The sequence below is a fragment of the Modicisalibacter ilicicola DSM 19980 genome, from assembly GCF_900128925.1.
GTDB lineage: Bacteria > Pseudomonadota > Gammaproteobacteria > Pseudomonadales > Halomonadaceae > Modicisalibacter > Modicisalibacter ilicicola.
Map to the genome: position 1 here is coordinate 115,458 of NZ_FQUJ01000006.1, position 24,987 is coordinate 140,444.

Sequence of the window (24,987 nt, forward strand, 5' to 3'; positions counted from 1 at the left end):
CAGGAAAAAGGGAGGCAAGAAGCCTCCCTTGGAAACCCGGTGTAGGGGGTACCCCGAGTAGCGTAGCGGGCAATTCCCTAGCCGAACTGGCCCATGGTGTTGTCCTTGCCGCCGGCCTTGAGGGCGCCTTCTCCGGAGAAGAACTCCTTGTGATCGTCGCCCAGGTTGGAACCGGCCATGTCCTGGTGCTTGACGGTGGCGATGCCTTCCCGGATCTCGCGACGCTGCACGCCGGCGACATAGGCCAGCATGCCCTCGTCGCCGAAGTAGCCCTTGGCCAGGTTGTCGGTGGAGAGCGCCGCCGTATGGTAGGTCGGCAGGGTGATCAAGTGATGGAAGATGCCTGCCTCGCGGGACGCATCCTTCTGGAAGTTGCGCGTCCAGCGATCCGCTTCCGCCGCCAGCTCGCTGTCGTCGTACTCGACGCTCATCAGGTCGGCACGGTCGTAGGCCGAGACATCCTTGCCTTCCTGCTGCCAGGCATCGAAGACCTGCTGGCGGAAGTTGAGCGTCCAGTTGAAGGACGGGCTGTTGTTGTAGACCAGCTTGGCGTCGGGTACCGCTTCGCGGATACGGTTGACCATACTGGCGATCTGGCCGACGTGGGGTTTCTCGGTCTCGATCCACAGCAGATCGGCCCCGTGCTGCAGGCTGGTGATGCAGTCCAGCACCACGCGATCCTCACCGCTGCCTTTCCTGAACTGGTAGAGGCTGCTGGCCAGGCGCTTGAGCTTGACCAGCTTGCCGTTCTGCTTGATGACCACGTCGCCGTTGTTGATGTCCGATGCGGAGGCGATTTCGTCACCGTCCAGGAAGCTGTTGTACTGATCCCCCAGGTCGCCAGGTTCGTTGGTCACGGCGATCTGCTGGGTCAGCCCGGCACCCAGGGAGTCGGTGCGCGCGACGATGATGCCGTCGTTCACCCCCAGTTCCAGGAAGGCATAGCGCACGGCATTGATCTTGGCCAGGAAATCGGCGTGGGGCACGGTGACCTTGCCGTCCTGGTGGCCGCACTGCTTGACGTCGGAGACCTGGTTCTCGAGCTGGATGGCGCAGGCACCGGCCTCGATCATCTTCTTGGCCAGCAGGTAGGTGGCCTCCTCGTTGCCGAAGCCGGCATCGATGTCGGCGATGATCGGCACCACGTGGGTCTCGAAGTTGTCGATCTTGCCTTCGAGCTCCTTGACCTTCACTTCATTGCCGGCCTGCTGGGCTTCTTCCAGATCGCGGAACAGGTGGTTGAGCTCCCAGGCATCGGCCTGCTTGAGGAAGGTGTAGAGCTCCTCGATGAGTGCCGGTACCGAGGTCTTCTCGTGCATGGACTGGTCGGGCAGGGGGCCGAACTCGGAGCGCAGCGCGGCGACCATCCAGCCGGACAGGTAGAGATAGCGGCCCTTGGTGCTGCCGAAGTGCTTCTTGATGGAGATCAGCTTCTGCTGGCCGATGAAACCGTGCCAGCAGCCCAGGGACTGGGTGTACTGCGAGCTGTCCGCGTCATAGGCCGCCATGTCCTCGCGCATGATCCTCGCGGTGTACCTGGCGATGTCCAGCCCGGTGTTGAAACGGTTCTGGAGGCGCATGCGCGCTGCATGGCGAGGATTGATGCCTTCCCACTTGCCCGACTGCGCCTCGCGCAGTTGGGTGATGGCTTTGATTTCATCTTGGAATGCTGACATGGACCCATCCTTCATCAGTAGGAGAATATCGCCTGGGCGATGCAATTCCGTGGCTCTAACCGGTCGATGCAGAATAAAACGAAATGTCATGCTGCACCAGCGAAGCCGTGGTTCCTCGGCTGTCACGGATACCATGATCGGCAGCGAGGGAAATGCCGGGAGCAAGTATCGAATCGAGGCGATCTGGGGGCGTCAGAAAGCAACCCAATGACCGGCTGCCTCGATGTGCCGACCTTGTCCTATCCAGCACTATCGCCCACGGCATCGGGTCTTAACAATCATTACTTTGGGGGATGGGGAGTTGTAGTTTGACTACAGGCCGCCGAATCGCGGGAGGGTCCTGTAGTCAAATTTCCGGAAGGGCAACGACGCGAGGATGTCACTCGCCGCGGAGGGAGAAGCGCATGCTGCGATGCGGTATTCCGGCGTCGAGAAACTCGTCGCCAAAGGCCTCGAAGCCCAGCTTGCGATAAAAGGCCAGGGCATGCACCTGGGCATCCAGCACCACCTCGCGATCACCACGCCGTCGTGCTGCCTCGATGGCCTCGCGCATCAGCAGCAGGCCGATTCCACGACCGCGTCCTTCCTCGAGCACCGCGACGCGACCTATGTGACCGTCCGGCAGCAGGCGTGCCGTGCCGATGGCGTGGCCATCGCGCCAGGCGAGAAAGTGCAGGCATGCCGGATCGCGGCCATCCCACTCCTCTTGCTGCGGGACGTCCTGCTCTTCGATGAACACGCGACGGCGGATGTCGCTGGCCAAAGCGGCTAGTTCCTCCCAACTGCTTTGGCGAATCTCGATGGACTGATCGCTCATCCCTGCACCTCATTGGGCTCGTGGTTATCGGGCCAGCTCAGGCTGCCGCGATCGAGCAGGCGAGCGAGCAGCTCGGCGCCATCGGGATGGGCCAGGGCGTCGGCATCGATCGGCTGGTCGCCGGCCAGCAGGGCGGCGAGTCCGGCCTCGCAGGCCAGGCCGTCGCCATCGACGAAGAGGGTGGCCTGGACGCGGATCGCACCGCCTTTTTCATGGACGCGGTAGGCGAAACGTGACCCCGGTGTGCGTTCGAGGGTGGAGCCTGCCTGTAGCGCAGCAACAAGAAGATCGGGATCCGTAGGCGTCTCGGCGGCAATCGGTTGGTCGACGTACTTGGGCTGGGTCATGGCGCGACCGAACCATTGCAGCATCTGCGCCGGGTCATCGAGGGTGCCGAGGATCAAGGCGCGCATACGCGCCAGGGCGGCATCGTCGATCTCGCCGGGATGGGCCGGAGGGGCCAGGTCCGGGTCGGCATAGCGTCGCGAATCGGGAAGCTGCTCGCCCAGATAATCGGCGAAGGAGGTGATCGCCTCGTCGGCGGACAGCGCGCGAAAGCCCACCGAGAAGGTCATGCAGTCCGTGGACTTGCTGACGCCATGATGGGCCATGCCCGGCGGCAGGTAGAGCATGTCGCCCGGCTCGAGCAGCCACTCCTGGCCAGGCTGGACCTTGAAGCGTTCGAGGATGCGCAGGTCGATGCCGGGGAGGATCGGGGCATCGTCGGGCACCTTGCCGCCCAGCTGCCAGTGGCGCGTGCCGCTGGCCTGCAGCAGGAAGACATCGTACTGGTCCACGTGCGGGCCGACGCTGCCGCCCGGTGGCGCATAGCTGATCATGATGTCGTCCAGGCGCCAGCGGGGCAGGAAATGGAAGTGCTCGAGCAGCGCGTCGACCTCGGGCACGTAGTGATCCACGGCCTGGACCAGCAGCGTCCAGTCGCGTTCCCCCAGTCGCGCGAAGGTCGTCTCGTCGAAAGGGCCGTGGCTGACCTGCCAGGGCCTTGCCTTGCCCCGGGCGTCCTGGCCGCGCTCCTCGACCAGGCGCGCCTCGATGCCGTCCTCGCAGGCCAGCCCGGCCAGCTCGTCCGGCGAGAGGGGCGAGACGAAGTCGGGGAAGGCGCCCCGGATCAACAACGGTCTCTTCTGCCAGTAATCGGCCAGGAATCGCGCGGCGGTCAGGCCGCCGAGCTGAGGCAACGGAGTATTGGCGGACATGGTGCGCCTCTCTATCTTTGCGTTCTTTGCGTTGGCTGATGGAGCGTGGCCTGGTCCATGACGCAGGCTGCTTTCGCGCCTAGAGCGCCCTGGCCTGCCGGGCGGCGTTGCCGATGTAGTTGGCCGGGGTCAGGGCCTTGAGTTCGGTCTTGACCTCGTCTGGCAGTTCCAGGCGATCGATGAAGGCGGCGAAGCCTGCCTGGTCGATGCGCTTGCCGCGGGTCAGTTCCTTGAGCTTTTCGTAGGGCTGCTCGATGCCGTAGCGGCGCATGACCGTCTGGATCGGCTCGGCGAGCACTTCCCAGCTATGCTCGAGATCGTCGTTCAGGCGGGCGGGATTGGCCTCGAGCTTGCCGATACCCTTGAGGGTGGCGTGATAGGCGATCAGCCCGTAGGCCAGCCCCACGCCCAGGTTGCGCAGCACCGTGGAGTCGGTGAGGTCGCGCTGCCAGCGCGAGATGGGCAGCTTCTGGGCCAGGTGCCCGAGCAGGGCATTGGCAAGCCCCAGGTTGCCCTCGGCGTTCTCGAAGTCGATGGGGTTGACCTTGTGCGGCATGGTCGAGGAGCCGATCTCGCCGGCCACGGTCTTCTGCTTGAAGTAGCCCAGCGAGATGTAGCCCCAGACATCACGCTCGAAGTCGATCAGCACGGTGTGGAAACGGCAGAAGGCATCGAACAGCTCGGCGATGTAGTCGTGGGGTTCGATCTGGGTGGTATAGGGGTTGAAGGTGAGCCCCAGACTCTCGACGAACCGGCGCGCGTTCTCCTGCCAGTCGATCTCGGGATAGGTCGCCAGGTGGGCGTTGTAGTTGCCCACGGCACCATTGATCTTGCCCATCACCTCGACGGCCCGGATCTGCCTGAGCTGGCGGCGCAGGCGATAGGCGACGTTGGCCATCTCCTTGCCCAGGGTCGTGGGGCTGGCGGTCTGGCCGTGGGTGCGCGAGAGCATCGGCTGTTCCGCATGCTCGTGGGCCAGGCGCTCGATGGCCGTGGTGAGATCCTGCATGACCGGCAGCAGGTCGTCGAGCCCCTCCTTGAGCATCAGGGCGTAGGAGAGATTGTTGATGTCCTCGCTGGTGCAGGCGAAATGAATGAATTCCGCGATCGCCTGGAGTTCGGCATGCTCGGCGGTGCGCTCCTTGAGGAAGTACTCGACCGCCTTGACGTCGTGATTGGTGGTGCCCTCGATCGTCTTGATGCGCTGGGCGTCCTCCACCGAGAACTCGGCGACCAATCGATCGAGAAAGATTTTGGCATCGTCGGAGAGGGCGGGCACCTCCGGTATGCCGGGATGCGCTGCCAGGCACTCGAGCCAGCGTACCTCGACGGTGACACGAGCGCGGATCAGGCCGAACTCGCTGAAGTGCTCGCGCAGGACCTCGGCCTTGCTGGCGTAGCGACCATCGACGGGAGAGAGAGCGGTAAGCGAAGAGAGTTGCATGGGTATCTTCCGGTAAGTCGGACGCCGGGCGTCCGAAGCCTGTGTTGTCGATCGGGTCAGAGCAGACGGTCCAGGGATTTCTTCATCGCGCCGCGCTGGAACAGGAGCTTCCAGCGCCGTCCGCCCTGCTGATGCCAGAGCAGGGCGAATCGGATGCCCGACAGCAGCAGGGCGCGTACCCGTTCCGGCATCATGCGTTGCTGAAGCAGCGTGGGATCGCCCTGGACCACGATACGCTGGCGAAAGGTGGAGATGGTGTCCTGGTACAGCTCGCCGAGACTGGCGATGACATTCTCGTGGGTCTCGCCGAAGTGCTCCGCCTGTTGCTGAATGCGGGCGAGCCGTTCGCCCAGGGTGTTCATCATCTGGGGCTGTTTGCGCACCCTCTGCATCAGCATCAGCAGCGTGAAGCCATAGCGCAGCACGGCAGGATCGGCGCGATCCCGCCCCACCACGGCATTGAGTGCCTCGAGCCCCTGGCGCAGGTTGTTGTGGTGTCCACCGTAGATGGCTTCGAAGCTTTCCGGGTTGGTCTCCACCGTGGCACGAATCTGGGTCTGCCAGGCACGCTCGTCGCATTGGCCCGTGCGTGCCAGCTGATCGACCAGGGCGGCGGCCTGGAACACGCCGGCCAAGGCGATGGCCTGGCGCGTCGTCGGGTCGTTGGGCGCCGTTTGAATCGGGATCGCGGTCATGCGGCGCAGGCCTCCTGTCGCCAGGCGGCGCGAATCACGCCGCCGCCCAGGCAGATTTCACCTTCGTAGAGGACCAGCGACTGCCCGGGGGTCACGGCCCACTGGGGGGTGTCGAAGCTCACCTCGACGCCGCCGTCGCCCCGGGCGTTCACGGAGCAAGGCACGTCTTCCTGGCGGTAGCGCGTCTTGGCGGTCAACCGCATCGCGCCACCGGCAGGCGGCGCCCCGGCGATCCATTCCATCGTCTCGGTAGCCAGGGCATCGGTGTAGAGCAAGGGATGATGCTTGCCCTGCACGGCTACCAGCACGTTGCGCTCGAGGTCCTTGGTGGCCACGTACCAAGGGGCGTCGGGGTAGTCGGCGAGACCACCGATGCCCAGCCCCTGGCGCTGGCCCAGGGTGTAGTACATCAGTCCCAGGTGCTCGCCGATGACGTCTCCTTCGGGGGTCTCGATCCGCCCCGGTCGTGCCGGCAGATACTGCTTGAGGAAGTCGCGAAAGCGGCGTTCGCCGATGAAGCAGATGCCCGTGGAGTCCTTCTTTCTCGCCGTGGCCAGGCCGTGGCGTTCGGCCAGTCCGCGCACCTGGGGCTTCTCCAGCTCGCCGACCGGAAACAGGCTGCGGGCGATGGCGGCCTCGGGCACGGCGTGCAGGAAGTAGCTCTGATCCTTGTTGGCATCGAGCCCCTTGAGCAGCCGCGGCCGTCCACCGTCTTCGCCGCGACGCACATAATGGCCCGTGGCGATCCTCTCGGCGCCGAGCATCTCGGCATACTCGAGGAACACCTTGAACTTGATTTCGCGGTTGCAGAGGATGTCGGGGTTGGGCGTGCGCCCGGCCCGATATTCGGCGAGGAAGTGCTCGAACACGTTGTCCCAGTACTCGGCGGCGAAGTTGGCGGTGTGCAACTTGATGCCCAACCGGTCGCACACCGCCTGGGCATCGGCCAGATCCGCCCTGGCGGTGCAGTATTCGGTGCCGTCGTCCTCGTCCCAGTTCTTCATGAACAGGCCCTCGACCCGGTAGCCCTGCTCGAGCAGCAGCAACGCGGACACGGAGGAGTCGACACCGCCGGACATGCCGACGATGACCTTGCCTGCGGCAGGGGAGCTGGTGACCGGTGAATCCATGGCGTGAGATCCCGGAACTTGAGACATAGTCGCTCTCGAATGGGAAGGTGAAGAGGAAAGGGTGAAGGAATCGATTGCGCGGGAGTATACCCGAAACCGGTCCGGGGCTTCGAGGCCCCCATGGCCCGTCGATGCTCTGGCAAGTCTCGGAATCACTGCATGAATGCCTGCACGAATGCATGGTCGCGTTGTACCGAGCATGAGGTTGCGCTCAACGTTCTCGGATCACATCGAGGGGGTACAAGCGACCACTGCGCAGGTCGCGCAGGCGCTGCATGACCAGCGGGCTGCGCAGGCGGCCGGCGCGTTCCAGGTCGTCGATCTCGTCCAGGGTGAGCCAGTGCGCGGCGACGATACCCTTGTCGAGAGGCGTGCCGAGACGGGCCAGGGGCAGCCCCACGAAGGCGTGGCTGTGAAAGACCAGGCCATCTCGAGCGGTGAAGATGTAGAGCCCCAGATAATCGGTGATGGCGACCTGCCAGGCGGCCTCTTCCTGGGTCTCGCGTACCGCTGCCTGGGTCAGGCGTTCACCGGGCTCCAGATGGCCGGCCGGCTGGTTGAAGAGGCTGAAGGGTCCACCGCGATCCTCCTCGACCATCAGGTAGCGACCGCTGCGCTCGATGACCGAGGCCACGGCGACCCGGGGTGTCCAGCGTTTCATGAGCGTCTCCTTGTGGCTCGGGCAGAGGATGGTCGAGGTTTCATCGGTGCGTGCAGTGTCTCGCTGCGCCACTGCCCGGGGGCCAGCCCCTCCAGACGCCAGGCGCCGATGGCTACCCGGATCAGGCGCAGGGTCGGGTGGCCGACATGCGCCGTCATGCGCCGCACCTGGCGGTTGCGCCCCTCGGTGATGACCACTTCCAGCCAGGTGGTCGGTGTCTCGATGCGCCGGCGTATCGGCGGCTGGCGCGGTGCGACTCGCGGGTCGCTCAGTCGCCGAACCCTGGCCGGGCGCGTCACGCCATCCTTCAATGTTACACCCTGGCGCAGGGCATCGAGCGCCGTGTCGCCGGGTTCACCTTCCACCTGGACCCAGTAGGTCTTGGGCTGCTTGTGCCTCGGGTCGCTGATGCGATGAATCAATGCCCCGTCATCGGTGAGCAGCAGCAGGCCCTCGGAGTCGTAGTCGAGCCGGCCGGCAGCGTAGATGCCCGGCATGTCGATGACGTCCTTCAGCGTGGCCCTTCCTCCTCGTTCGTCGGTGAACTGGGAGAGCATTCGATAGGGCTTGTGCAGCAGGTAGAGAGTGCTCATGACAGGGGAGGATCTTCGCCTAAAGATTGTCGACAAATGAGGTGAAAGCCTACTCGGCGCCGCCAGGGCGATGCTATACTTCCGGCTCTATCGATTACACCACAGGGGAGTCATCAATGGGGTTCCAGAAAATTGTCGTCCCTGAAGGCGGCGAAAAGATCACCGTCAATGCCGACAACACCCTGAACGTGCCCAACGAGCCGATCATCCCGTTCATCGAGGGCGACGGCATCGGGGTCGACGTCACGCCGGCCATGAAGATTGCCATCGACGCGGCCGTCCAGAAAGCCTACAACGGCGAGCGCAAGATCCACTGGATGGAAGTCTATGCCGGTGAGAAGGCCACTCAGGTCTACGATGCGGACACCTGGCTGCCCGAAGAAACCCTGGAAGCGGTCAAGGATTACGTGGTTTCCATCAAGGGGCCGCTGACCACCCCGGTAGGCGGCGGAATCCGTTCGTTGAACGTGGCGCTGCGCCAGAAGCTCGATCTCTATGTCTGCCTGCGCCCGGTTCGCTGGTTCGAGGGTGTACCGAGCCCCGTCAAGGGCCCCAGCGATGTCGACATGGTCATCTTCCGCGAGAATTCCGAGGACATCTATGCCGGCATCGAGTGGAAGGCCGGTTCCGCGGAAGCCGAGAAGGTGATCAAGTTCCTGCGCGAGGAGATGGGCGTCACCAACATCCGCTTCCCCGAGATGTGCGGCATCGGGGTCAAGCCGGTTTCCGAAGAGGGTACCCAGCGACTGGTCCGCCAGGCCCTGCAGTACACCGTGGACAACGATCGTGATTCCCTGACCTTCGTGCACAAGGGCAACATCATGAAGTTCACCGAGGGCGCCTTCAAGGACTGGGGCTACCAGGTGGCGCGGGACGAGTTCGGTGCCGAGCCGCTCGATGGCGGCCCCTGGATGACCTTCAAGAACCCGAACACGGGCAAGGAGATCGTGGTCAAGGATGTCATCGCCGATGCCATGCTGCAGCAGATCCTGCTGCGTCCGGCGGAGTACGACGTCATCGCGACCCTGAACCTCAACGGCGACTATCTTTCCGACGCCCTGGCGGCAGAGGTCGGCGGTATCGGCATCGCCCCGGGGGCCAACATTTCCGATGCCGTGGCGATGTTCGAGGCAACCCACGGTACCGCGCCCAAGTATGCCGGCCAGGACAAGGTCAACCCCGGCTCGCTGATTCTCTCTGCCGAGATGATGCTGCGCCACATGGGCTGGGTCGAGGCTGCCGACCTGGTCCTCAAGGGCATGGAAAAGGCCATCGCCAAGGGGGAGGTCACCTACGACTTCCATCGCGTGATGGAAAAGGCCGTGTTGCTCAAGTGCTCCGAGTTCGGCCAGGCGGTCGCCGACAACATGTGATCCTAGCCTGTGGCACGCGACCCCCGTTCGCACCGCGATCGGGGGTTTTTTCGTCCTTGCCCTTGCAAGCTTGGCTTTCCGGACGCATCTTTCAACTGAACCCCGAGTGCTCCTTCACGTCTAATTGACGACATCGCTGGCACTTCGGCTTGTATTGATGGATTCAGCCTCTTATGTTCAATAGTGACGAGAGATTATTGATGACTGCCGTGGCGATGCCCTTCTGGGCAGGGATGACCCGCCCTCCTGGCACGGAAGAGGATGTCGAGGGAGATCTGTCGGTCAGACCGGCGGATCCTGAACTGGAAGAACCACCGCGCTACAAGGTGGTCCTGCACAACGACGACTTCACGCCCATGGAGTTCGTTGTCGAGGTGTTGCAGACCTTCTTCTACATGGACAGCGAGAAGGCCGTACAGATCATGCTGGCGGTGCACACCCAGGGCAAGGCGACCTGTGGCATCTTTACTCGCGATATCGCCGAGACCAAGAGTCATCTTGTCAACGAATACGCGCGAGAATGCCAGCACCCATTGCTGTGCGATATCGACAGGGCCGACTGACGCCTGGCAACGTGACAGTCCGGGGTTGCTAATTGACCCGATGTGCCCGATTGTGAAAGTGCCGACGATGCCCGACGCGGCGAAAAGGGGACTGCCATGCTGAGCAAAGAACTTGAACTGACCCTTAACACGGCCTTCACGGTGGCGCGCTCCAAGCGTCATGAATTCATGACCGTCGAGCACCTGCTGTTGGCCCTACTGGACAACGCCTCCGCGGCGGATGTGCTGCGCGCCTGCGGAGCCAACCTGGACAAGCTGCGTTCCGACCTGCAGGACTTCATCAACTCCACCACGCCCCTGATTCCGGAAGGGCAGGATGATCGAGAGACCCAGCCGACTCTCGGCTTCCAGCGAGTCCTGCAGCGTGCGGTCTTTCACGTGCAATCTTCCGGCAAGAGCGAAGTGACCGGCGCCAACGTGCTGGTGGCAATCTTCTCCGAGCAGGAAAGCCAGGCGGTCTATTTCCTCAAGCAACAGAATGTGGCCCGGGTGGATGCCGTCAACTACATCGCGCATGGCATTTCCAAGGTGGCTGGCCACGGCCAGCACTCCTCACCCTCCCAGGACGCCGAGGAAGGGGAGGAAGGCATGAGCGAAGGCAACGCGCATCCATTGACCGGCTATGCGACCAACCTCAACGAGCAGGCACGCCTCGGCAAGATCGACCCGTTGATCGGCCGCGACCATGAGCTCGAACGCACCGTGCAGATCCTGGCGCGCCGGCGCAAGAACAACCCGCTGCTGGTAGGCGAGGCCGGGGTCGGCAAGACGGCCATCGCCGAGGGGCTGGCCAAGCGCATCGTCGAGGAGGACGTTCCCGATGTGATCAGCGACGCCGTGGTCTACTCCCTGGACATGGGCGCGCTGCTGGCTGGCACCAAGTATCGCGGCGACTTCGAGAAGCGCCTGAAGAGCCTGTTGGCCGAACTCAAGAAGCAACCCAACGCGATCCTCTTCATCGACGAGATTCATACCGTGATCGGCGCCGGCGCCGCCTCGGGCGGAGTGATGGATGCCTCCAACCTGCTCAAGCCGCTACTCTCCTCCGGCGAGTTGCGGTGCATCGGTTCGACCACGTTCCAGGAGTTCCGTGGCATCTTCGAGAAGGATCGGGCGCTGGCCCGGCGCTTCCAGAAGGTCGATGTGGTGGAGCCCTCGGTCGACGACACCATTCGTATCCTCAAGGGGCTGCGTGGTCGTTTCGAGGAACACCATCAGCTCAAGTACACCGACTCCGCACTGGACAGCGCCGTGCGGCTTGCGGATCGCTACATCAATGATCGCCATCTGCCTGACAAGGCCATCGACGTGATCGACGAGGCCGGCGCCCACCAACGGCTGCTGCCGCCGGAGATGCGTGTGCCGACCATCGATGTCGAGCAGGTCGAGGCGGTGGTGGCGTCGATTGCGCGAATCCCGCCGAAGAGCGTGTCCAGCTCCGATCGCAAGCTGTTGTCGAACCTGGAGCGTGATCTGAAGATGCTGGTGTTCGGTCAGGATGAGGCGATCCAGAGCCTGTCCGCGGCGATCAAGCTGTCCCGGGCCGGTCTCAAGTCGCCGGACAAGCCGGTGGGCAGTTTCCTGTTCGCCGGCCCGACCGGGGTCGGCAAGACCGAGGTGGCAAGACAGCTCGCCCAACTGATGGGTATCGAGCTGGTGCGCTTCGACATGTCCGAGTACATGGAGCGGCACACCGTCTCACGGTTGATCGGCGCGCCTCCCGGTTATGTCGGTTACGACCAGGGCGGTCTGCTCACCGAGGCGATCACCAAGCAGCCGCATTGCGTACTGCTGCTCGACGAGATCGAGAAGGCGCACCCCGAGGTCTTCAACCTGCTGCTGCAGGTCATGGATCACGGCCGGCTGACCGACAACAACGGGCGCGAGGCGGATTTCCGCCATGTCATCGTGATCATGACCTCGAACGCCGGTGCCGAGCAGATCTCGCGGCGCTCCATCGGCTTCCAGTCCCAGGATCACTCCACCGACGGCATGGAGATCATTCGCAAGACCTTCTCTCCGGAGTTCCGCAACCGGCTGGATGGCATCATTCAGTTCCACGGGCTGGCACCGTCGATCGTGCGCAACGTGGTCGACAAGTTCCTGGTCGAGCTTCAGGCACAGCTCGACGAGAAGCGGGTCCAGCTCGATATCGATGAACAGGCCCGGGCCTGGCTGGCAGAGAAGGGCTACGACCCGGAGATGGGCGCACGCCCCATGGCCCGGGTGATTCAGGAGAAGCTGAAAAAGCCCCTGGCCGAGTTGATCCTGTTCGGCGAACTGGCGGAAAACGGCGGCCTGGTGCATGTCACCGTGGAGGGCGACGAGCTGCATCTGGCCACGGAGGCAGAGCTGGCGTGATGCCACAGCAAGTGGCCTGTGCGGTCTGAATTGCCGTACAGGTCACTGGAGCTGCGAGAACGAGAGCCTCAACAATGCAACGCTCTATCGACGATAGGGCGTTTTTTTAGTGCGCGAGGGAGGTGGCGTATCAAGACCAGACGGGCGCCTGTCCGGAAGGTCGGCGAGCGCGGGCGCTTTCCAGGCGGCAACTAGCGTGAGCGATAGACGATACGTCCCTTCGACAGATCGTAGGGAGTCAGCTCCACCTTGACCTTGTCACCCGTCAGGATGCGGATGTAGTTCTTGCGCATCTTGCCCGAGATGTGGGCGGTTACCACGTGGCCGTTCTCAAGCTCGACGCGAAACATGGTGTTGGGCAGGGTGTCGACGACGACGCCTTCCATTTCGATATGGTCTTCTCGTGCCATCTAGGCCTTTCCTCAGGTAGTGGTCATCCGGTGTCGATCATCAAGACGCCTTCTAGAGGACGCCTTTGCTGATCAAGATAGCCCGCTATTGTGCCGCATGCCGCGCGTCATGGCAAAAAACCGCAGGTCAAAGAGGAATCGAACGTCGCCAGTGGCGCCCGTCAAGGAATTCGAGAGGCTGGAAGGCACGTTTGTAGTTCATCTTGGGCGATTCACGGATCCAGTAGCCAAGATAGACGTGCGGCAGTCCACGCGATCGTGCCAGTTCCACCTGGCGGAGCACTGCAAAGGTGCCCAGCGATCGCCGTTCGTGATCCACGCCTGGATCGAAGAAGGTATAGATGGAGGAAAGGCCGTGACTGAGCAGGTCGATGGCTGCCACGGCCATCAGTTGTTCCCCGAGACGAAATTCCAGTAGTCGAGCGTAGGGGTGTTCGAGGGTGAGGAAGGTGCGATATTGCTCGTGGCTCGGCGGGTACATGTCGCCGTCGGCGTGCCGAGCACGAATGTAACGCGCGTACAGCGCATAGTGTTCACTGTTGAAGGTGGCCGGCAACTCCCGCACCTGCAGGTCGGCGTTGCGTCGCATCAGCCGGCGCTGGGTACGGTTGGGCGTGAAGTCATCCACGGGGATGCGCACCGAAATGCACGCGTTGCACCCTTCACAGTGCGGCCGATAGAGATGCCGTCCACTGCGGCGAAAGCCAAGCAGCGCCAGGGCGTCGTAGACGCCCTGGCCGGGTGACTCCTGGGGATCCAGAAACAGGGTCGTGGCCTCGTGGTTGGGCAAGTAACTGCAGGCATGCGGGACGGTCAGAAAGAAGCGCAGATCCCGCGTCGGCTGCGGCGGAGCGCTGCTGCTCACGATGTTGGCCTCCTGGGATGCTCGATGGTAGGCGTGGACGTATTCCAGTCCGCTACCGGCTGGTTCGTATACTGCTCAAGATAGTCGAGGAATTCAGCACGAGCGACGTCGCGAGCTCCCAGGCTGACCAGGTGCGGCGTGGGCATCTGGCAGTCGATCAACCCTCCTCCCCGGGCCTCGAGGTGGCGCGCCAGATGAACCAGGGCAACCTTGGAGGCATCACGTTCGAGACTGAACATGGATTCGCCGAAGAATACGCGTCCAAGGGCGACACCATAGAGACCGCCGACCAGGCGCCCCTCGAGCCAGACATCGACCGAGTGCGCGTATCCCATGCGATGCAGTCGGCGGTAGGCTGCTTCCATCGTCGCGGTGATCCAGGTGCCCTCGACATCGGCGCGAAGAGAGGCGCAGGCCTTGATGACGGCATCGAAGTTCCGATCGAAAGTGACCGTGAAGCCTGCATTGCGCAGGCGTTTGGCCAGGCTGCGTCGCACCCGGATTTCTTCGGGAAAGAGCACCAGGCGTGGGTCGGGGCTCCACCACAGGATGGGCTGATCCTCGGAATACCAGGGGAATATGCCGCGCCGGTAGGCGGCCAGTAGCCAGTCCGGGGTAAGGTCACCACCCGCCGCCAGCAAGCCGTTGGGGTCGTCCAGGGCGCGATCCGGATCCGGGAAGTGAACGGGGCGAGGCGGGAGCCAGGGCAGCATGGTGTCGTCATGTCGTCAGGAGTGGCGGACAGTCTGCCGCTGTTGATCGATGATCTCAACGGCATATCGATGACCTCATCGCTCATCCAGGTTGCGCGTCCCCCTGTGCCCCACCGTTCATGCTCGGTATGATGTCCAGCGAAAAGGTCAATCTCCCTGCGCGTGAGATGTATGGTCCTTTGGATACGAGGGCGTTGGCGTCTGTATGCGAGGTGAAGAGGAATAGTCATTTGAGTACCAAGAAAAAACCTGTGAACCGTCGGCGTTCGACGGCCCAGGCCAAGGAGAAGGCGCGACGCTTTGGTCTGCGCCTGCAAGGCTCTACCCGAGAGGGCGTGGTCATCCTGCTGCTGGCGGCCTGCGTGTTCCTGCTGCTGGCACTTTTCAGCTATACGCCTCAGGACCCCGGCTGGTCCCACAGTGGGCCCGAGCAAGATGTCGCCAACTGGATGGGGCAGATAGGTGCCTGGTTGTCGGATGTGCTGTACTCCCTGTTCGGTGCCAGTGCGCTCTGGTGGCCGGGCATGCTGGGGTTCGCCGCCTGGCGGCTGATGATGCAGCGGGAAATACGCCTCGAGTGGGATGCCACTGCCATGGCGGTCAGGGCCGGTGGCTTCATCCTGCTGCTGTTGGCAACCACCAGTCTGGGAGCATTGCATTTCTACAACCCGGCCAGCGAGCTTCCCTATTCCGCCGGGGGCATCCTGGGCGAAGGGCTCAGGGATGCGCTGGTGCCTCTGGTGGGGCTGCGCGGTACGACCTTGCTGTCGCTGGCTTCCTTTCTTTGCGGCTTTCCGCTGTTTACCGGTCTGTCATGGCTGACGGTGATGGACGAGGTGGGAATGCGTACCCAGCGCCTGCTGAGCTGGATTCATGGCCAGTTCGGCGGCGCCCGTGAGCAGCTGGCCTCTGGCCGTGACGAAGGACAGGAACGACGCGCTGCCCGGGAGGAAGCCAGCACCGCCGAGACGCGCGACATGGCCGAGCCCCAGCCCTGGTGGCGGCGCTGGTTTGGCCGTGGCAAGGGGCCGCAACTGGCCCACTGGGATGCCGAGCCGGCGCTTGCCGGTGGAAGGCGTCTGGAGCCGCGGTTCGAGGAAGAGCAGGAGCAGGAGCCGTTGCCATCCCGCGATCCCGGCATGACGCTGCGTGCCGAGCGCGACTCGGGAACCTCCATTCCCTGGGAGGTGCCTGAGCGCACGCCGTCTGCCAAGCAGCCGGGAGCCGCCTACACGGCGCAGGAGGAACGTCTCCAGACCGCCTTCGCCACTTCACCCTCGCAGCCGGCGCCCGGGGCTGCCTCCTCGCGCGATTCTTCCGTCGACGATTCGCGCATCCCGGCCAGTCTGCGACGCCCCGTCGATCCGGAGCCCGAGAGGCCGCCTCGGGAGCCCTCGCACAACCGGGAGCCGGAACCGGCGGTAGAGGCATTTGATGATGAACCCCATGCATTCGCCTCTTCGGCGTCATCACCCCATTCAGCGGCACGCCAAGGTCCACCCGACATCAACTGGGACGAATGGGACGATGGCGAGGAAGAAAAAGAGAAGGGGAGCGAGCCGCGCCTGACCTGGAGCGATGCATCGGCCTCTTCAGCCGATGAAGAACTCCCCCGGCTGCACGATGCCCCGAAAACGGATGACGAATCCCCTCAGCGCGTGGCGAGTGCCGAGCAGGCGCGCGAGGCCGCTGCGGACCCTCAAGGGCCGACACTCTGGACGGTCGAACATCTGCAGAATCAGCGGCCGGCCATGGACGATCTGGCCGAGCCCGATGGCGATCTGCCTTCGGTTCGCCTGCTGACGCCGCCGGAGCCCGCCAAGCCCAATTATTCGCCCCAGCAACTCGCCGACATGGCGGAGCTGCTGGAGACCCGTCTGCGCGAATACGGTGTCAAGGCCGAGGTCGTCGAGACCTGGCCCGGGCCAGTCATCACCCGCTTCGAGATCAAGCCGGCGGCGGGTGTCAAGGTGTCCAAGATCAGCAATCTTGCCAAGGACCTGGCCCGTTCGCTGATGGTCAAGAGCGTGCGAGTGGTCGAGGTGATTCCCGGACGTCCCACAGTGGGCATCGAGATCCCCAACCCTCACCGCGCGATGATCCGCCTGCGAGAGGTCACCGATTCCGATGCCTTCCAGCAGGCCGCCTCGACTCTGACCCTGGCGCTCGGCCACGACATCGGGGGCGCTCCGGTGGTGGCCAATCTGGGCAAGATGCCCCATCTGCTGGTGGCGGGCACCACCGGTTCCGGCAAGTCGGTCGGGGTCAATGCCATGCTGATCTCGATGTTGCTCAAGGCGACACCGGACGAGGTGCGAATGATCATGGTCGATCCCAAGATGCTCGAACTCTCGGTCTACGATGGCATTCCGCATCTGCTCGCGCCGGTGGTCACCGACATGAAGGAGGCCGCCAACAGCCTGCGCTGGTGCGTGGCCGAGATGGAGCGCCGCTACAAGCTGATGGCGGCCATGGGGGTGCGCAACATTGCCGGCTTCAACGCCAAGCTCGATGAAGCCGAGCGGGCCGGTGCCCAGGTGGCCGACCCGCTGTGGGAGCCGCAACCCTGGCAGATGCATGAGCAGCCGCCCGTGCTGGAGAAGCTGCCCTACATCGTCGTGGTGATCGATGAATTCGCCGACATGTTCATGATCGTCGGCAAGAAGGTCGAGGAACTGATCGCACGCCTGGCCCAGAAGGCGCGTGCCGCGGGCATCCACCTCATTCTCGCTACCCAGCGGCCCTCGGTGGATGTGGTCACCGGCCTGATCAAGGCCAATATTCCGACCCGCATGGCCTTCCAGGTGTCGTCCAAGGTCGATTCGCGCACCATCCTCGATCAGGGCGGGGCCGAGGCGTTGCTGGGACACGGCGACATGCTCTATCTGCCGGCGGGCTCCGGCATGCCGACCCGCGTGCACGGCGCCTTCGTCGATGACGACGAGGTGCACCGCATCGTCGAGGACTGGAAGCGTCGCGGCGAGCCGGAATATATCGAAGAGATATTGACCGGTGGCGTGAACGCCGACGCCCTGACCGGGCTGGAGGCCGAAGGTGGGGGCGATGGCGACGATGCGGAGCAGGATGCCCTGTACGACGAGGCGGTGATGTTCGTCACCGAATCGCGCCGGGCCTCGATCTCCGCGGTGCAGCGCCGTTTCAAGATCGGCTACAACCGTGCCGCGCGGCTCGTCGAAGCGATGGAGGCGGCGGGTGTCGTCTCCTCCATGGGCAGCAATGGTAGCCGCGAGGTATTGGCACCGCCGCCGGTCGGTGACTGAGAAACGTGCAGTCACTGAGGAAATCAGGGGCTTGCTGCAGTAATTTGCCCATTGCGGCGGTCCATGAATCGACACGGTCGCACGCGGCCGCTCGACATCCATCGAACCAAGGAGAAGGCATGCAGCCATTGTTCAAAGGGCTGGCAGCAGTGGGGGTGGCATTGTTGATGCCGCTGGTCGTGAAGGCCGACGAGCAGGCCGCCTCGCGGCTGACCCAGTTGCTCGAGCCCCTCGAGACCTATTCCGCCGATTTCGAACAGCAGATTCTCGACAGCGGCGGTGCTCGATTGCAGAGCGCCAGCGGCACGATGTGGCTGTCGCGCCCCGGCAAGTTTCGCTGGGAGGTCGATGAGCCCTACGAACAGGTCGTGGTCTCCGATGGCGACCAGGTCTACCTGTACGATCCCGATCTTGCCCAGGTGACGGTGCAGCCGCTGGATACCCGGGTGACCCATACCCCGGCGCTGCTGCTTTCAGGTAGCGCCGACGCCCTGGCCGAGAGCTATGAGGTGACGCGCCGGCAACAGGGCACCCGCGAAACCTTCAGGCTGACGCCGAAGAGCCCCGACACGCTGTTCGAGCAACTCCAGCTCGTGTTCGATTCCGAACAGCTGGCCGGGTTGCGCATGGACGATAGCACGGGGCAGCAGACCGCCATCGGTTTCGACGCGATCGAGCACAATCGGCAGATCGACCCGGCCAAGTTCGAGTTCGAGATCCCCGATGATGTGGATGTGATTCGCGAATCGCGCTGATTGCCTTCCTGTCCTCTTGGCTAGAACCGTCCGGGCCTCTCGGGCGGTTTTTTTAGGTTCATTGCAAATTAGCGCCGGCACCACTACACGGCATTCGCCCGATGAATCGGGCCCCCGCCAGCACCCGAAATCTGGGCTTTTGTGGGAGCTCGCTTCAGCGAGCGAGGGGTTGGCCGGAATCGCCCGATGAATCGAGCTCCTGCCACCCCGCAGCCATTCACGGAAATCCGTGAAGATCCTTTTTTTAGCCATTGTTTTCCTGGTCCGCCTGACTGTCCAGCTCGGCTCGATACTCCAGCATCTGCTTGAAGCGCTTTTCCTGGCCCTGTTCGCCGGGCTCGAAGAAGCGCGCTCTCGGCAGTTCGTCCGGCCAGCAGTCGTGAGCGCTGCCTGCCGGGTAGCCCTGGGGTTCGTTGTGGGCGTAGCGATAGCCCTCGCCATGCCCCAGCGAGGCCATCAGCTTGGTCGGCGCATTGCGCAGATAGGTGGGCACTTCCAGGTCCGGGTGTTCGGCGACGAAACCCCTGGCCCCCTTCCAGGCGCGATCGATGGCGTTGCTCTTGGGGGCCACCGCCAGATGGATGGCGGCATGGGCGATGGCCCGTTGCCCCTCGTAATCGCCCAGCCGCAGATAGGCATCCCAGGCGGCCATGACCAGTGGCAGGGCGCGAGGTTCGGCGTTGCCGACGTCCTCGGAGGCGATGGCCGCCAGGCGGCGTATGACATCGAGGGGGTCGCCGCCCCCCTGCATGAACTGCGCCATGTACAGCAATGCCGCATCGGGACGCGACGAGCGAACCGACTTGTGAATGGCGGAGAGCAGGTCGTAGTAGTGATCGCCCTGCTTGTCGAAGGCGCTGGCCCGATGGCCGATCACGGCTTGCAGGGCGTCCTTGTCCAGGCGCTCATGGTCGCCTTCCTGGCGTGTGAAGTCGCTGGCGGTCTCCAGCAGGCCCAGGGCGCGGCGAGCATCGCCACTGCTGGCCCGGGCGAGTACGGCCAATACCTCCTCGTCGACCTTGATGCGCCGGCTGCCCAGGCCGCGCTCCTCGTCTTCCAGCGCCCGGCGAAGCACATCGATCAGGTCGGCCTCGTCGAGTTTCCTGAGGACATAGACCCGGGCCCGGGAGATGAGCGCCGAGTTGACCTCGAAGGAGGGGTTCTCCGTGGTGGCGCCGATCAAGGTCAGCAGCCCGGATTCGACGTGCGGCAGCAACGCATCCTGCTGACTCTTGTTGAGGCGGTGGATCTCGTCGAGAAACAGCACGGTCGGGCGTTGCTGGCTCAGGCCGATCCGTGCCCGTTCCACGGCAGCACGGATCTCCTTCACTCCCGCCATGACCGCCGAGAGATGTTCCAGTTGTGCCCCGGAGGCCTCGGCGAGTATTTCGGCCAAGGTCGTCTTGCCGACCCCCGGCGGCCCCCACAGGATCATCGAGCGCAATGTGCCGCTCTCGACCATGCGCCGCAGAGGCTTGTCGGGACCGACCAGGGCTTGCTGGCCGATATAGTCGTCGAGCCGTCGGGGGCGCATGCGAAAGGCCAGCGGAGCATTGTCCTGTTGAGCGTCTTGACTGAATAGATCCATGATGTTCGGCTCGCATGTAAAGAATCAGGGCCCGGCCCTTGCTCGATGTATCGCAAGATCCTGAAGGGCCTGTGAATATGCGCGCAAAATTTTTACGGGCGTAATGGTGTCGTAACGACTAGGGTAAACATTTGGACCAGGACACGCGGCGTGGCCACTTTTCTGTTTGACCGCGAGGCTCGCCATGCTGCCGGTAATGGACGGCGAGCCCCGGGTACGGTATCCGTGTCATCTACATCGGCGATAATGCAGGGCAGCGCATCGACATGCCCTGCTCAAGCATAGGAGACTTCCCCATGCCCATGCTCACCCAACTGCGACAAGATCATGCCAACATGGCGCGGTTGCTGCACGTGCTGTCGCTCAAGCACAAGACGCTGGAACAGGGCGAGCGTCCCGATTTTCATCTGGTTCGAGAGGTGGTGGATTACATTCTCGACTACATGGATACCTTTACCGTGCCGCTGGAGCGCCTCTACAGCGAGCACCTGCTCGCCAAGGTGCCCGAGGCCGACGAGTTGAGCCGCCATCTGGCCGAGGATTATCAGGCGTTGCACGAGCGCCTCAACCAGCTTTCCCAGAACATCGACATGATCCTCATGGACGCAGTCGTACCCATGGATCGTTTCGCGGACGATCTCAAGGCCTATCTCGACGCTCACCGCGCCTACCTGCGGGCCGAGCGCGAGCAGTTGTTTCCGCTCATTCGCGAGCATCTGACCGACGAGGACCAGATGCGTCTGCTCAAGATGCTGCCGGAAGGAGCGGAAGCCAGTCTATCGCGTCTTCAGGAGGCCTACCCGCAATTGTATGCGGAGTTCAAGGAGGCACCCTCGCCCTTTTCCTGAAGGTGGTCCGAGAACGCTTTCATCTGGCGCGTACCAGGGGCAGTTCATCCCAGCGAGTCGTGTAGCGCGGCGAACGATAGCGGCTGTTCATGCGCCAGGCCCCTTGGTGCTGCTGGACACCGAGTGTCAGTGCCTCGCGTCCGTAGCGCTGGCGAATGGTGTCCCAGGTCTCCATCAGCGCCTCCTGGCGGCGCGGTTCGGCCCCCTCGAGCAGGGAGGCCTGGCTGTAGCGTCGCGGGCTCAGTTCCGCGAGCATGATGCCCAGTTTCTGATAGGCATGCCCCGGACGCCAGAGCTGCTCCAGCAGTCGCTGGGCCTGCTGGTTGATGCGCAGGGTGTCGGCGCTGGGAAAGGGCAGTGTCGTCCATAGTGGATGGTGCTGCTGGGGGCCGGCGCGATGCCGGCTGGTACGCAGGAACACGCCGACGGCACCGGCCAGCAGGTCATCGCGGCGCAACTTTTCGCCGGCCCGCTGGCAGTGATGACGCAGGGCCTCGCTGAGTTGATCGCGGTCGTTCAGCAGGCGCCCGAAGGAGCGCGAGCAGAGTATGCTGCGTCGAGGCGTTTCCAGGTCCTGAGCTTCCAGGCAGGGTATTCCCTTGAGTTCCCGGGCCGTGCGTGCCACCACCACGCTGAAACGCTTGCGCAGCCAGGGTTCGGGGGCGTCGCGTAGCGCCGCGGCGTCGTGGATCTCGAGAGCGGCCAGCTGCAGCGCCAGGCGTGCCCCGATCCCCCAGATCGCCTTGACCGGCAGTTGCCGCAGGCGCCGGTCGAGAGCCGGGTCGCCGGCGTCCGGCCAGACGCAGACCTGGGGGCGATGCGGCATGCGCTTGGCCTGGCGGTTGGCCAGCTTGGCCAGGGTACGCGTCGGGGCGATGCCCAGCGATACCGGCAACCCCACGTGGCGCTCCACGCTCCGTACCAGGTCGCGTCCCAGGGAATCGAGATCGCCGGTGAGACCTCGCAGATCGAGAAAGCACTCGTCGATGGAGTAGGGATCCAGGGCGGGGACGCATTCGGCCAGCACGCGCTGGACGCGTCCCGACAGGTCGCCATAGAGGGCGTAGTTGGAGGATCGGAGCACGATCCGGCGGCGCTGCGCGGCGGGAATCTTGTGCGCCGGCATGCCCATGGCGACCCCCAGTGCCTTGAGTTCCTCGGAGCGGGCGATCACGCAGCCGTCGTTGTTCGACAGGACGCCCACCGGGAGGCCTTCCAGGGCAGGGTCGAAGAGTCGTTCGCAACTGACGAAGAAGTTGTTGCAATCGATGAGTGCGTACACGGTCAGCTCGCCCGCCGGCAGTCATGGATGACATGCGAGACAAGCCCCCACAGCCGGCAGTCATCGTCACCGTCCAGCGGCAGGCGCGCCTTGCGCGGGTCGCCACCGCGCAGCCACCAGCGCACACCTTGGTTCTCCACTTGCTGGAGGGTCAACTCGCCATCGATGATGGCCACGACCCACTGGCCGGCCCTCACCGTCTGGGAGCGGTCGACGATCAGCAGATCGCCGTCATGGAAGCCGGCCGTTGCCAGGTGGCCACCGGTCACGCGCATGATGAAGGTCGAAGCCGGGCGCGGGATCAGGTACTGGTTGAGATCCAGCGGGGCTTCCCGGTAGTCGTCCGCGGGAGAGGGGAAGCCGCTGGCGCCACGGTGTTCCGTCTGGCAGGGGGTGATCGATGTGTTGCGGGACGGGGTGCAGGCGACGTGACTGATGCCCATGCGGGTCTCCGGGACGAGAGTTGAGTATCGATGAAAACATGCTGTAAAAATAAACAGTATCCTGTCCGCTGGCAAGCCCCACCCCGGGACCCGTTCGCCCGAAGCCGGGCAGACATCGTGGTAGCGGTTGCATAGAATGCGCGGTAGCCCGCCTGGAGAGGCAGGACGTCAAGGCGTGAAACCCGCAGTAGGTGGAAACCCGCAGAAGAGAGGCCCGATGAGCGGTCCGATTCTTGTCTTCGATTCCGGTGTCGGTGGCCTGTCGGTCGTGGCCGCGATACGCCAGCGCCTGCCAGGGGCGGCACTGGCCTATGCCTGCGACAATGCCATGCTGCCCTACGGCACCAAGCCGGATGCCTGGCTGGTGGCGCGTATCGCCGATGTCTGCTGTGCCGCCGCCGAGGCCAGCCGTGCCGTGGCGCTGGTCGTCGCCTGCAACACGGCCAGCACCCTGGCGCTGCAGGAGTTGCGCTCCCGCCTGTCGATACCGGTGATCGGCACGGTGCCAGCCATCAAGCCGGCAGCGGCGGCGACACGCAGCGGCGTCTTCGGTCTGCTGGCGACCTCGGCGACCGTGCGACGCCCCTATACCGAAGCGTTGATCCGCGATTTCGCCGCGCATTGCAGGGTCGTCAGGGTGGCTGCCGACGGCCTGGTCGCCCAGGCGGAGCGCAAGCTCAAGGGATTGCCGCTGGACCGGCAAGCCATCTGCCGCGAGCTGGCACCTTTCTGGGAGATCGCCGCGCTCGATACCGTGGTGCTCGGTTGCACCCATTTCCCATTGCTGACCGACGCATTGAGCGCCTGTGCCCCCGGGCCGGTCGCCTGGGTCGACTCGGGGGATGCCATCGCCCGGCGTGTCGCGAGTGTCGTGGCCGAAATCGCGATCGCTCGGGGCGCCGGGCCGGCCTGGGCCACCGCACCGGAGCCGGGCCTCGACAAGGCCCTGAATGCCCATGGATTCGCCGCATCGCGTCCACTGGCAGCCTTGCCTGCCCCCTTGTCACTACGCTGATGTCATCTCCATCCACCTTTCCATCGAGGAGACCTCGTGGCCGTACCCGTCGTCGAACCCGACCGCTACCCGCAACAGCTGCAAGCCAAGCGCGACACCCTCGAGCGGCGCTTCGAACACCTCGATCCACCGGCGCTGGAGGTCTTTGCCTCGCCGCCCAGCCACTTTCGCCAGCGCTGCGAGTTTCGCCTGTGGCATGAAGGTGACGATCTCTACTACGCGATGTTCGAGGTCGACCCCGCCGATCCGAGCAACAAGACGATCGTGCGTCTCGACCAGTACCCGGTCGCCAGCCAGCGCATCAATGCCTTGATGCCCGTCCTGATCGAGGCGCTGCGTGGCAACCCGGTGCTGCGCCGCAAGCTGTTCCAGGTCGAGTTCCTTACCACCCTGGCCGGCGAGGCGCTGATCACCCTGATCTATCATCGGGCACTGGACGAGGCGTGGGAGCGGGAAGCGCGAGCCCTGCAGGCACGCCTGGACGTCATGATCATCGGCCGGGCGCGCAAGCAGCGCCTGGTGCTCGAACGCGACCATGTCTGGGAACGCCTCGCGGTGGAAGGGCGCGAGTTCGTCTATCAGCAGGTGGAAAACAGCTTCACCCAGCCGAACGCGGAGGTCAGCCGCAAGATGCTGGCGTGGGCGAGGGACGTGACGCGAGACAGCCAGGAGGGCGATCTGGTGGAGCTCTATTGCGGCAACGGCAATTTCACCGTCGCCCTGGCGGAGAATTTCCGCCGGGTGCTGGCCACCGAGATCTCGCGTACCTCGGTGGCCTCGGCCAGGATCAACCTCGCCGCCAACGGCATCGACAATGTCACGGTGGCGCGGATGTCCGCCGAGGAGTTCGCCCAGGCCCTGGCTGGCGAGAAGGGGGGGCGGCGGGTGGCCGACATGGCCCTCGGCGAGCATGCATTCACCACGGTGCTGGTCGATCCGCCCCGGGCGGGGCTGGACGAGCGCAGTTGCGAGCAACTGCGCGACTATTCGCGCATCGTCTATATCTCCTGCAATCCCGACACTCTTCTGGCCAATCTCGAGCAGTTGCAGGATACCCATGCCATTTCACGGCTGGCGCTGTTCGACCAGTTCCCCTGGACGACTCACTGCGAATGCGGGGTGTTGCTCGAGCGACGTCACTGACGCTCGTGGGGTTTGCTCGTGTCGAGGCAATGTCAATGGCTGATGCGCATCCGTCATGCGCCATGAAGAAAACGGCATGTCGATAGGGTCAGCCGAGTAGGCTAGAGTAAGCTC

The 24,987-nt window shown here is 64.0% G+C and carries 22 protein-coding genes; 8 read left to right on the top strand and 14 right to left on the bottom strand.

Translation table 11 applies throughout. From position 1 onward, the window contains the following. Nucleotides 1–77: 77 nt before the first annotated feature. From BUA41_RS08090 to BUA41_RS08125, 8 genes are all read right to left on the bottom strand, one after another. On the bottom strand, nt 78–1,676 hold the full coding sequence (locus BUA41_RS08090; protein WP_072821590.1) for an isocitrate lyase: 1,599 nt from the start codon (nt 1,674–1,676) through the stop codon (nt 78–80). A gap of 379 nt (nt 1,677–2,055) precedes the next feature. Continuing rightward, nucleotides 2,056–2,493 carry a GNAT family N-acetyltransferase gene (locus BUA41_RS08095; RefSeq protein WP_072821593.1) on the bottom strand — a complete coding sequence of 146 codons (438 nt, stop codon included), beginning with the start codon at nt 2,491–2,493 and terminating at the stop codon, nt 2,056–2,058. Next, the gene (locus BUA41_RS08100) at nt 2,490–3,710 is read right to left on the bottom strand and encodes a cupin domain-containing protein (RefSeq protein ID WP_072821596.1); all 1,221 of its coding nucleotides are present in this window, start codon (nt 3,708–3,710) and stop codon (nt 2,490–2,492) included. Before BUA41_RS08100 ends, BUA41_RS08095 begins: the two co-directional genes overlap by 4 nt. Nucleotides 3,711–3,789: 79 nt before the next feature. Further along, nucleotides 3,790–5,154, bottom strand: coding sequence for an adenylosuccinate lyase (gene purB, locus BUA41_RS08105; RefSeq protein WP_072821599.1), 1,365 nt, complete (start codon nt 5,152–5,154; stop codon nt 3,790–3,792). 56 nt (nt 5,155–5,210) lie between these two features. Continuing rightward, a complete protein-coding gene (gene hflD, locus BUA41_RS08110) occupies nt 5,211–5,849 on the bottom strand; it encodes a high frequency lysogenization protein HflD (protein WP_072821601.1) in 639 nt (212 codons plus the stop codon). Beyond that, nucleotides 5,846–6,979, bottom strand: a complete 1,134-nt coding sequence (gene mnmA / locus BUA41_RS08115) for a tRNA 2-thiouridine(34) synthase MnmA (RefSeq protein ID WP_139249087.1) — start codon at nt 6,977–6,979, stop codon at nt 5,846–5,848. Before mnmA ends, hflD begins: the two co-directional genes overlap by 4 nt. A gap of 211 nt (nt 6,980–7,190) precedes the next feature. Continuing rightward, complete coding sequence (locus BUA41_RS08120; RefSeq protein WP_072821607.1) at nt 7,191–7,640, bottom strand: NUDIX domain-containing protein; 450 nt, start codon at nt 7,638–7,640, stop codon at nt 7,191–7,193. Next, nucleotides 7,637–8,233 (bottom strand): pseudouridine synthase, encoded by a 597-nt coding sequence (locus BUA41_RS08125; RefSeq protein WP_072821611.1) that lies wholly within the window; start codon nt 8,231–8,233, stop codon nt 7,637–7,639. The genes BUA41_RS08120 and BUA41_RS08125 overlap by 4 nt, the downstream gene beginning before the upstream one ends. Nucleotides 8,234–8,349: 116 nt before the next feature. Here BUA41_RS08125 and icd point away from each other — a divergent pair, with 116 nt between their 5' ends. The 3 genes from icd (at nt 8,350) to clpA (ending at nt 12,530) form a co-directional block, all read left to right on the top strand. Next, a complete protein-coding gene (gene icd, locus BUA41_RS08130; protein ID WP_072821613.1) occupies nt 8,350–9,606 on the top strand; it encodes an NADP-dependent isocitrate dehydrogenase in 1,257 nt (418 codons plus the stop codon). Nucleotides 9,607–9,779: 173 nt separating this feature from the next. After that, complete coding sequence (gene clpS / locus BUA41_RS08135; RefSeq protein ID WP_340641248.1) at nt 9,780–10,169, top strand: ATP-dependent Clp protease adapter ClpS; 390 nt, start codon at nt 9,780–9,782, stop codon at nt 10,167–10,169. Between the two features lie 96 nt (nt 10,170–10,265). Beyond that, a complete protein-coding gene (gene clpA, locus BUA41_RS08140; RefSeq protein ID WP_072821617.1) occupies nt 10,266–12,530 on the top strand; it encodes an ATP-dependent Clp protease ATP-binding subunit ClpA in 2,265 nt (754 codons plus the stop codon). Between the two features lie 191 nt (nt 12,531–12,721). Here clpA and infA read toward each other — a convergent pair whose 3' ends face one another. From infA to aat, 3 genes are all read right to left on the bottom strand, one after another. Continuing rightward, a complete protein-coding gene (gene infA, locus BUA41_RS08145; RefSeq protein ID WP_013332816.1) occupies nt 12,722–12,940 on the bottom strand; it encodes a translation initiation factor IF-1 in 219 nt (72 codons plus the stop codon). 127 nt (nt 12,941–13,067) lie between these two features. Continuing rightward, complete coding sequence (locus tag BUA41_RS08150; protein WP_072821620.1) at nt 13,068–13,805, bottom strand: arginyltransferase; 738 nt, start codon at nt 13,803–13,805, stop codon at nt 13,068–13,070. Then, the gene (aat, locus tag BUA41_RS08155; protein WP_072821622.1) at nt 13,802–14,518 is read right to left on the bottom strand and encodes a leucyl/phenylalanyl-tRNA--protein transferase; all 717 of its coding nucleotides are present in this window, start codon (nt 14,516–14,518) and stop codon (nt 13,802–13,804) included. Before aat ends, BUA41_RS08150 begins: the two co-directional genes overlap by 4 nt. A gap of 230 nt (nt 14,519–14,748) precedes the next feature. Between aat and BUA41_RS08160 the strand changes: the two genes are divergently transcribed. Next, the gene (locus BUA41_RS08160; protein WP_072821624.1) at nt 14,749–17,799 is read left to right on the top strand and encodes a DNA translocase FtsK; all 3,051 of its coding nucleotides are present in this window, start codon (nt 14,749–14,751) and stop codon (nt 17,797–17,799) included. 119 nt (nt 17,800–17,918) lie between these two features. Beyond that, entirely contained in the window at nt 17,919–18,554 is a 636-nt protein-coding gene (gene lolA / locus BUA41_RS08165) for an outer membrane lipoprotein periplasmic chaperone LolA (protein WP_072821626.1), read from the top strand. Between the two features lie 244 nt (nt 18,555–18,798). On the opposite strand, the gene BUA41_RS08170 is transcribed toward lolA, so the two are convergent. Then, the gene (locus BUA41_RS08170) at nt 18,799–20,142 is read right to left on the bottom strand and encodes a replication-associated recombination protein A (RefSeq protein ID WP_072821628.1); all 1,344 of its coding nucleotides are present in this window, start codon (nt 20,140–20,142) and stop codon (nt 18,799–18,801) included. Between the two features lie 302 nt (nt 20,143–20,444). On the opposite strand from BUA41_RS08170, the gene BUA41_RS08175 reads away from it, so the two are divergent. After that, nucleotides 20,445–20,990 carry a hemerythrin domain-containing protein gene (locus tag BUA41_RS08175; RefSeq protein ID WP_217652789.1) on the top strand — a complete coding sequence of 182 codons (546 nt, stop codon included), beginning with the start codon at nt 20,445–20,447 and terminating at the stop codon, nt 20,988–20,990. Nucleotides 20,991–21,009: 19 nt separating this feature from the next. On the opposite strand, the gene BUA41_RS08180 is transcribed toward BUA41_RS08175, so the two are convergent. Continuing rightward, complete coding sequence (locus tag BUA41_RS08180; protein WP_072821632.1) at nt 21,010–22,272, bottom strand: Y-family DNA polymerase; 1,263 nt, start codon at nt 22,270–22,272, stop codon at nt 21,010–21,012. A 2-nt stretch (nt 22,273–22,274) separates the two neighbouring features. Next, nucleotides 22,275–22,715, bottom strand: a complete 441-nt coding sequence (locus BUA41_RS08185) for a LexA family protein (RefSeq protein WP_072821634.1) — start codon at nt 22,713–22,715, stop codon at nt 22,275–22,277. Nucleotides 22,716–22,932: 217 nt separating this feature from the next. Here BUA41_RS08185 and murI point away from each other — a divergent pair, with 217 nt between their 5' ends. Together murI and trmA are read left to right on the top strand one after the other, a co-directional pair. Continuing rightward, nucleotides 22,933–23,730: a glutamate racemase gene (gene murI, locus BUA41_RS08190; RefSeq protein WP_072821636.1), complete on the top strand. Its 798-nt coding sequence runs from the start codon at nt 22,933–22,935 to the stop codon at nt 23,728–23,730. Nucleotides 23,731–23,766: 36 nt separating this feature from the next. Further along, nucleotides 23,767–24,873 (top strand): tRNA (uridine(54)-C5)-methyltransferase TrmA, encoded by a 1,107-nt coding sequence (trmA, locus tag BUA41_RS08195; protein WP_072821638.1) that lies wholly within the window; start codon nt 23,767–23,769, stop codon nt 24,871–24,873. The last annotated feature ends 114 nt before the right edge of the window (nt 24,874–24,987 follow it).

What these genes read in the sequence shown, in the direction of transcription:
- lolA (WP_072821626.1), top strand. Translation starts at nt 17,919, where the DNA reads ATGCAGCCATTGTTCAAAGGGCTGGCAGCAGTGGGGGTGGCATTGTTG.
- BUA41_RS08185 (WP_072821634.1), bottom strand. Translation starts at nt 22,715, where the DNA reads ATGGGCATCAGTCACGTCGCCTGCACCCCGTCCCGCAACACATCGATC.
- BUA41_RS08090 (WP_072821590.1), bottom strand. Translation starts at nt 1,676, where the DNA reads ATGTCAGCATTCCAAGATGAAATCAAAGCCATCACCCAACTGCGCGAG.
- infA (WP_013332816.1), bottom strand. Translation starts at nt 12,940, where the DNA reads ATGGCACGAGAAGACCATATCGAAATGGAAGGCGTCGTCGTCGACACC.
- BUA41_RS08175 (WP_217652789.1), top strand. Translation starts at nt 20,445, where the DNA reads ATGCTCACCCAACTGCGACAAGATCATGCCAACATGGCGCGGTTGCTG.
- BUA41_RS08125 (WP_072821611.1), bottom strand. Translation starts at nt 8,233, where the DNA reads ATGAGCACTCTCTACCTGCTGCACAAGCCCTATCGAATGCTCTCCCAG.
- purB (WP_072821599.1), bottom strand. Translation starts at nt 5,154, where the DNA reads ATGCAACTCTCTTCGCTTACCGCTCTCTCTCCCGTCGATGGTCGCTAC.
- icd (WP_072821613.1), top strand. Translation starts at nt 8,350, where the DNA reads ATGGGGTTCCAGAAAATTGTCGTCCCTGAAGGCGGCGAAAAGATCACC.
- BUA41_RS08095 (WP_072821593.1), bottom strand. Translation starts at nt 2,493, where the DNA reads ATGAGCGATCAGTCCATCGAGATTCGCCAAAGCAGTTGGGAGGAACTA.
- clpA (WP_072821617.1), top strand. Translation starts at nt 10,266, where the DNA reads ATGCTGAGCAAAGAACTTGAACTGACCCTTAACACGGCCTTCACGGTG.
- murI (WP_072821636.1), top strand. Translation starts at nt 22,933, where the DNA reads ATGAGCGGTCCGATTCTTGTCTTCGATTCCGGTGTCGGTGGCCTGTCG.
- BUA41_RS08120 (WP_072821607.1), bottom strand. Translation starts at nt 7,640, where the DNA reads ATGAAACGCTGGACACCCCGGGTCGCCGTGGCCTCGGTCATCGAGCGC.
- mnmA (WP_139249087.1), bottom strand. Translation starts at nt 6,979, where the DNA reads ATGGATTCACCGGTCACCAGCTCCCCTGCCGCAGGCAAGGTCATCGTC.
- clpS (WP_340641248.1), top strand. Translation starts at nt 9,780, where the DNA reads ATGTTCAATAGTGACGAGAGATTATTGATGACTGCCGTGGCGATGCCC.
- BUA41_RS08100 (WP_072821596.1), bottom strand. Translation starts at nt 3,710, where the DNA reads ATGTCCGCCAATACTCCGTTGCCTCAGCTCGGCGGCCTGACCGCCGCG.
- aat (WP_072821622.1), bottom strand. Translation starts at nt 14,518, where the DNA reads ATGCTGCCCTGGCTCCCGCCTCGCCCCGTTCACTTCCCGGATCCGGAT.
- hflD (WP_072821601.1), bottom strand. Translation starts at nt 5,849, where the DNA reads ATGACCGCGATCCCGATTCAAACGGCGCCCAACGACCCGACGACGCGC.
- BUA41_RS08170 (WP_072821628.1), bottom strand. Translation starts at nt 20,142, where the DNA reads ATGGATCTATTCAGTCAAGACGCTCAACAGGACAATGCTCCGCTGGCC.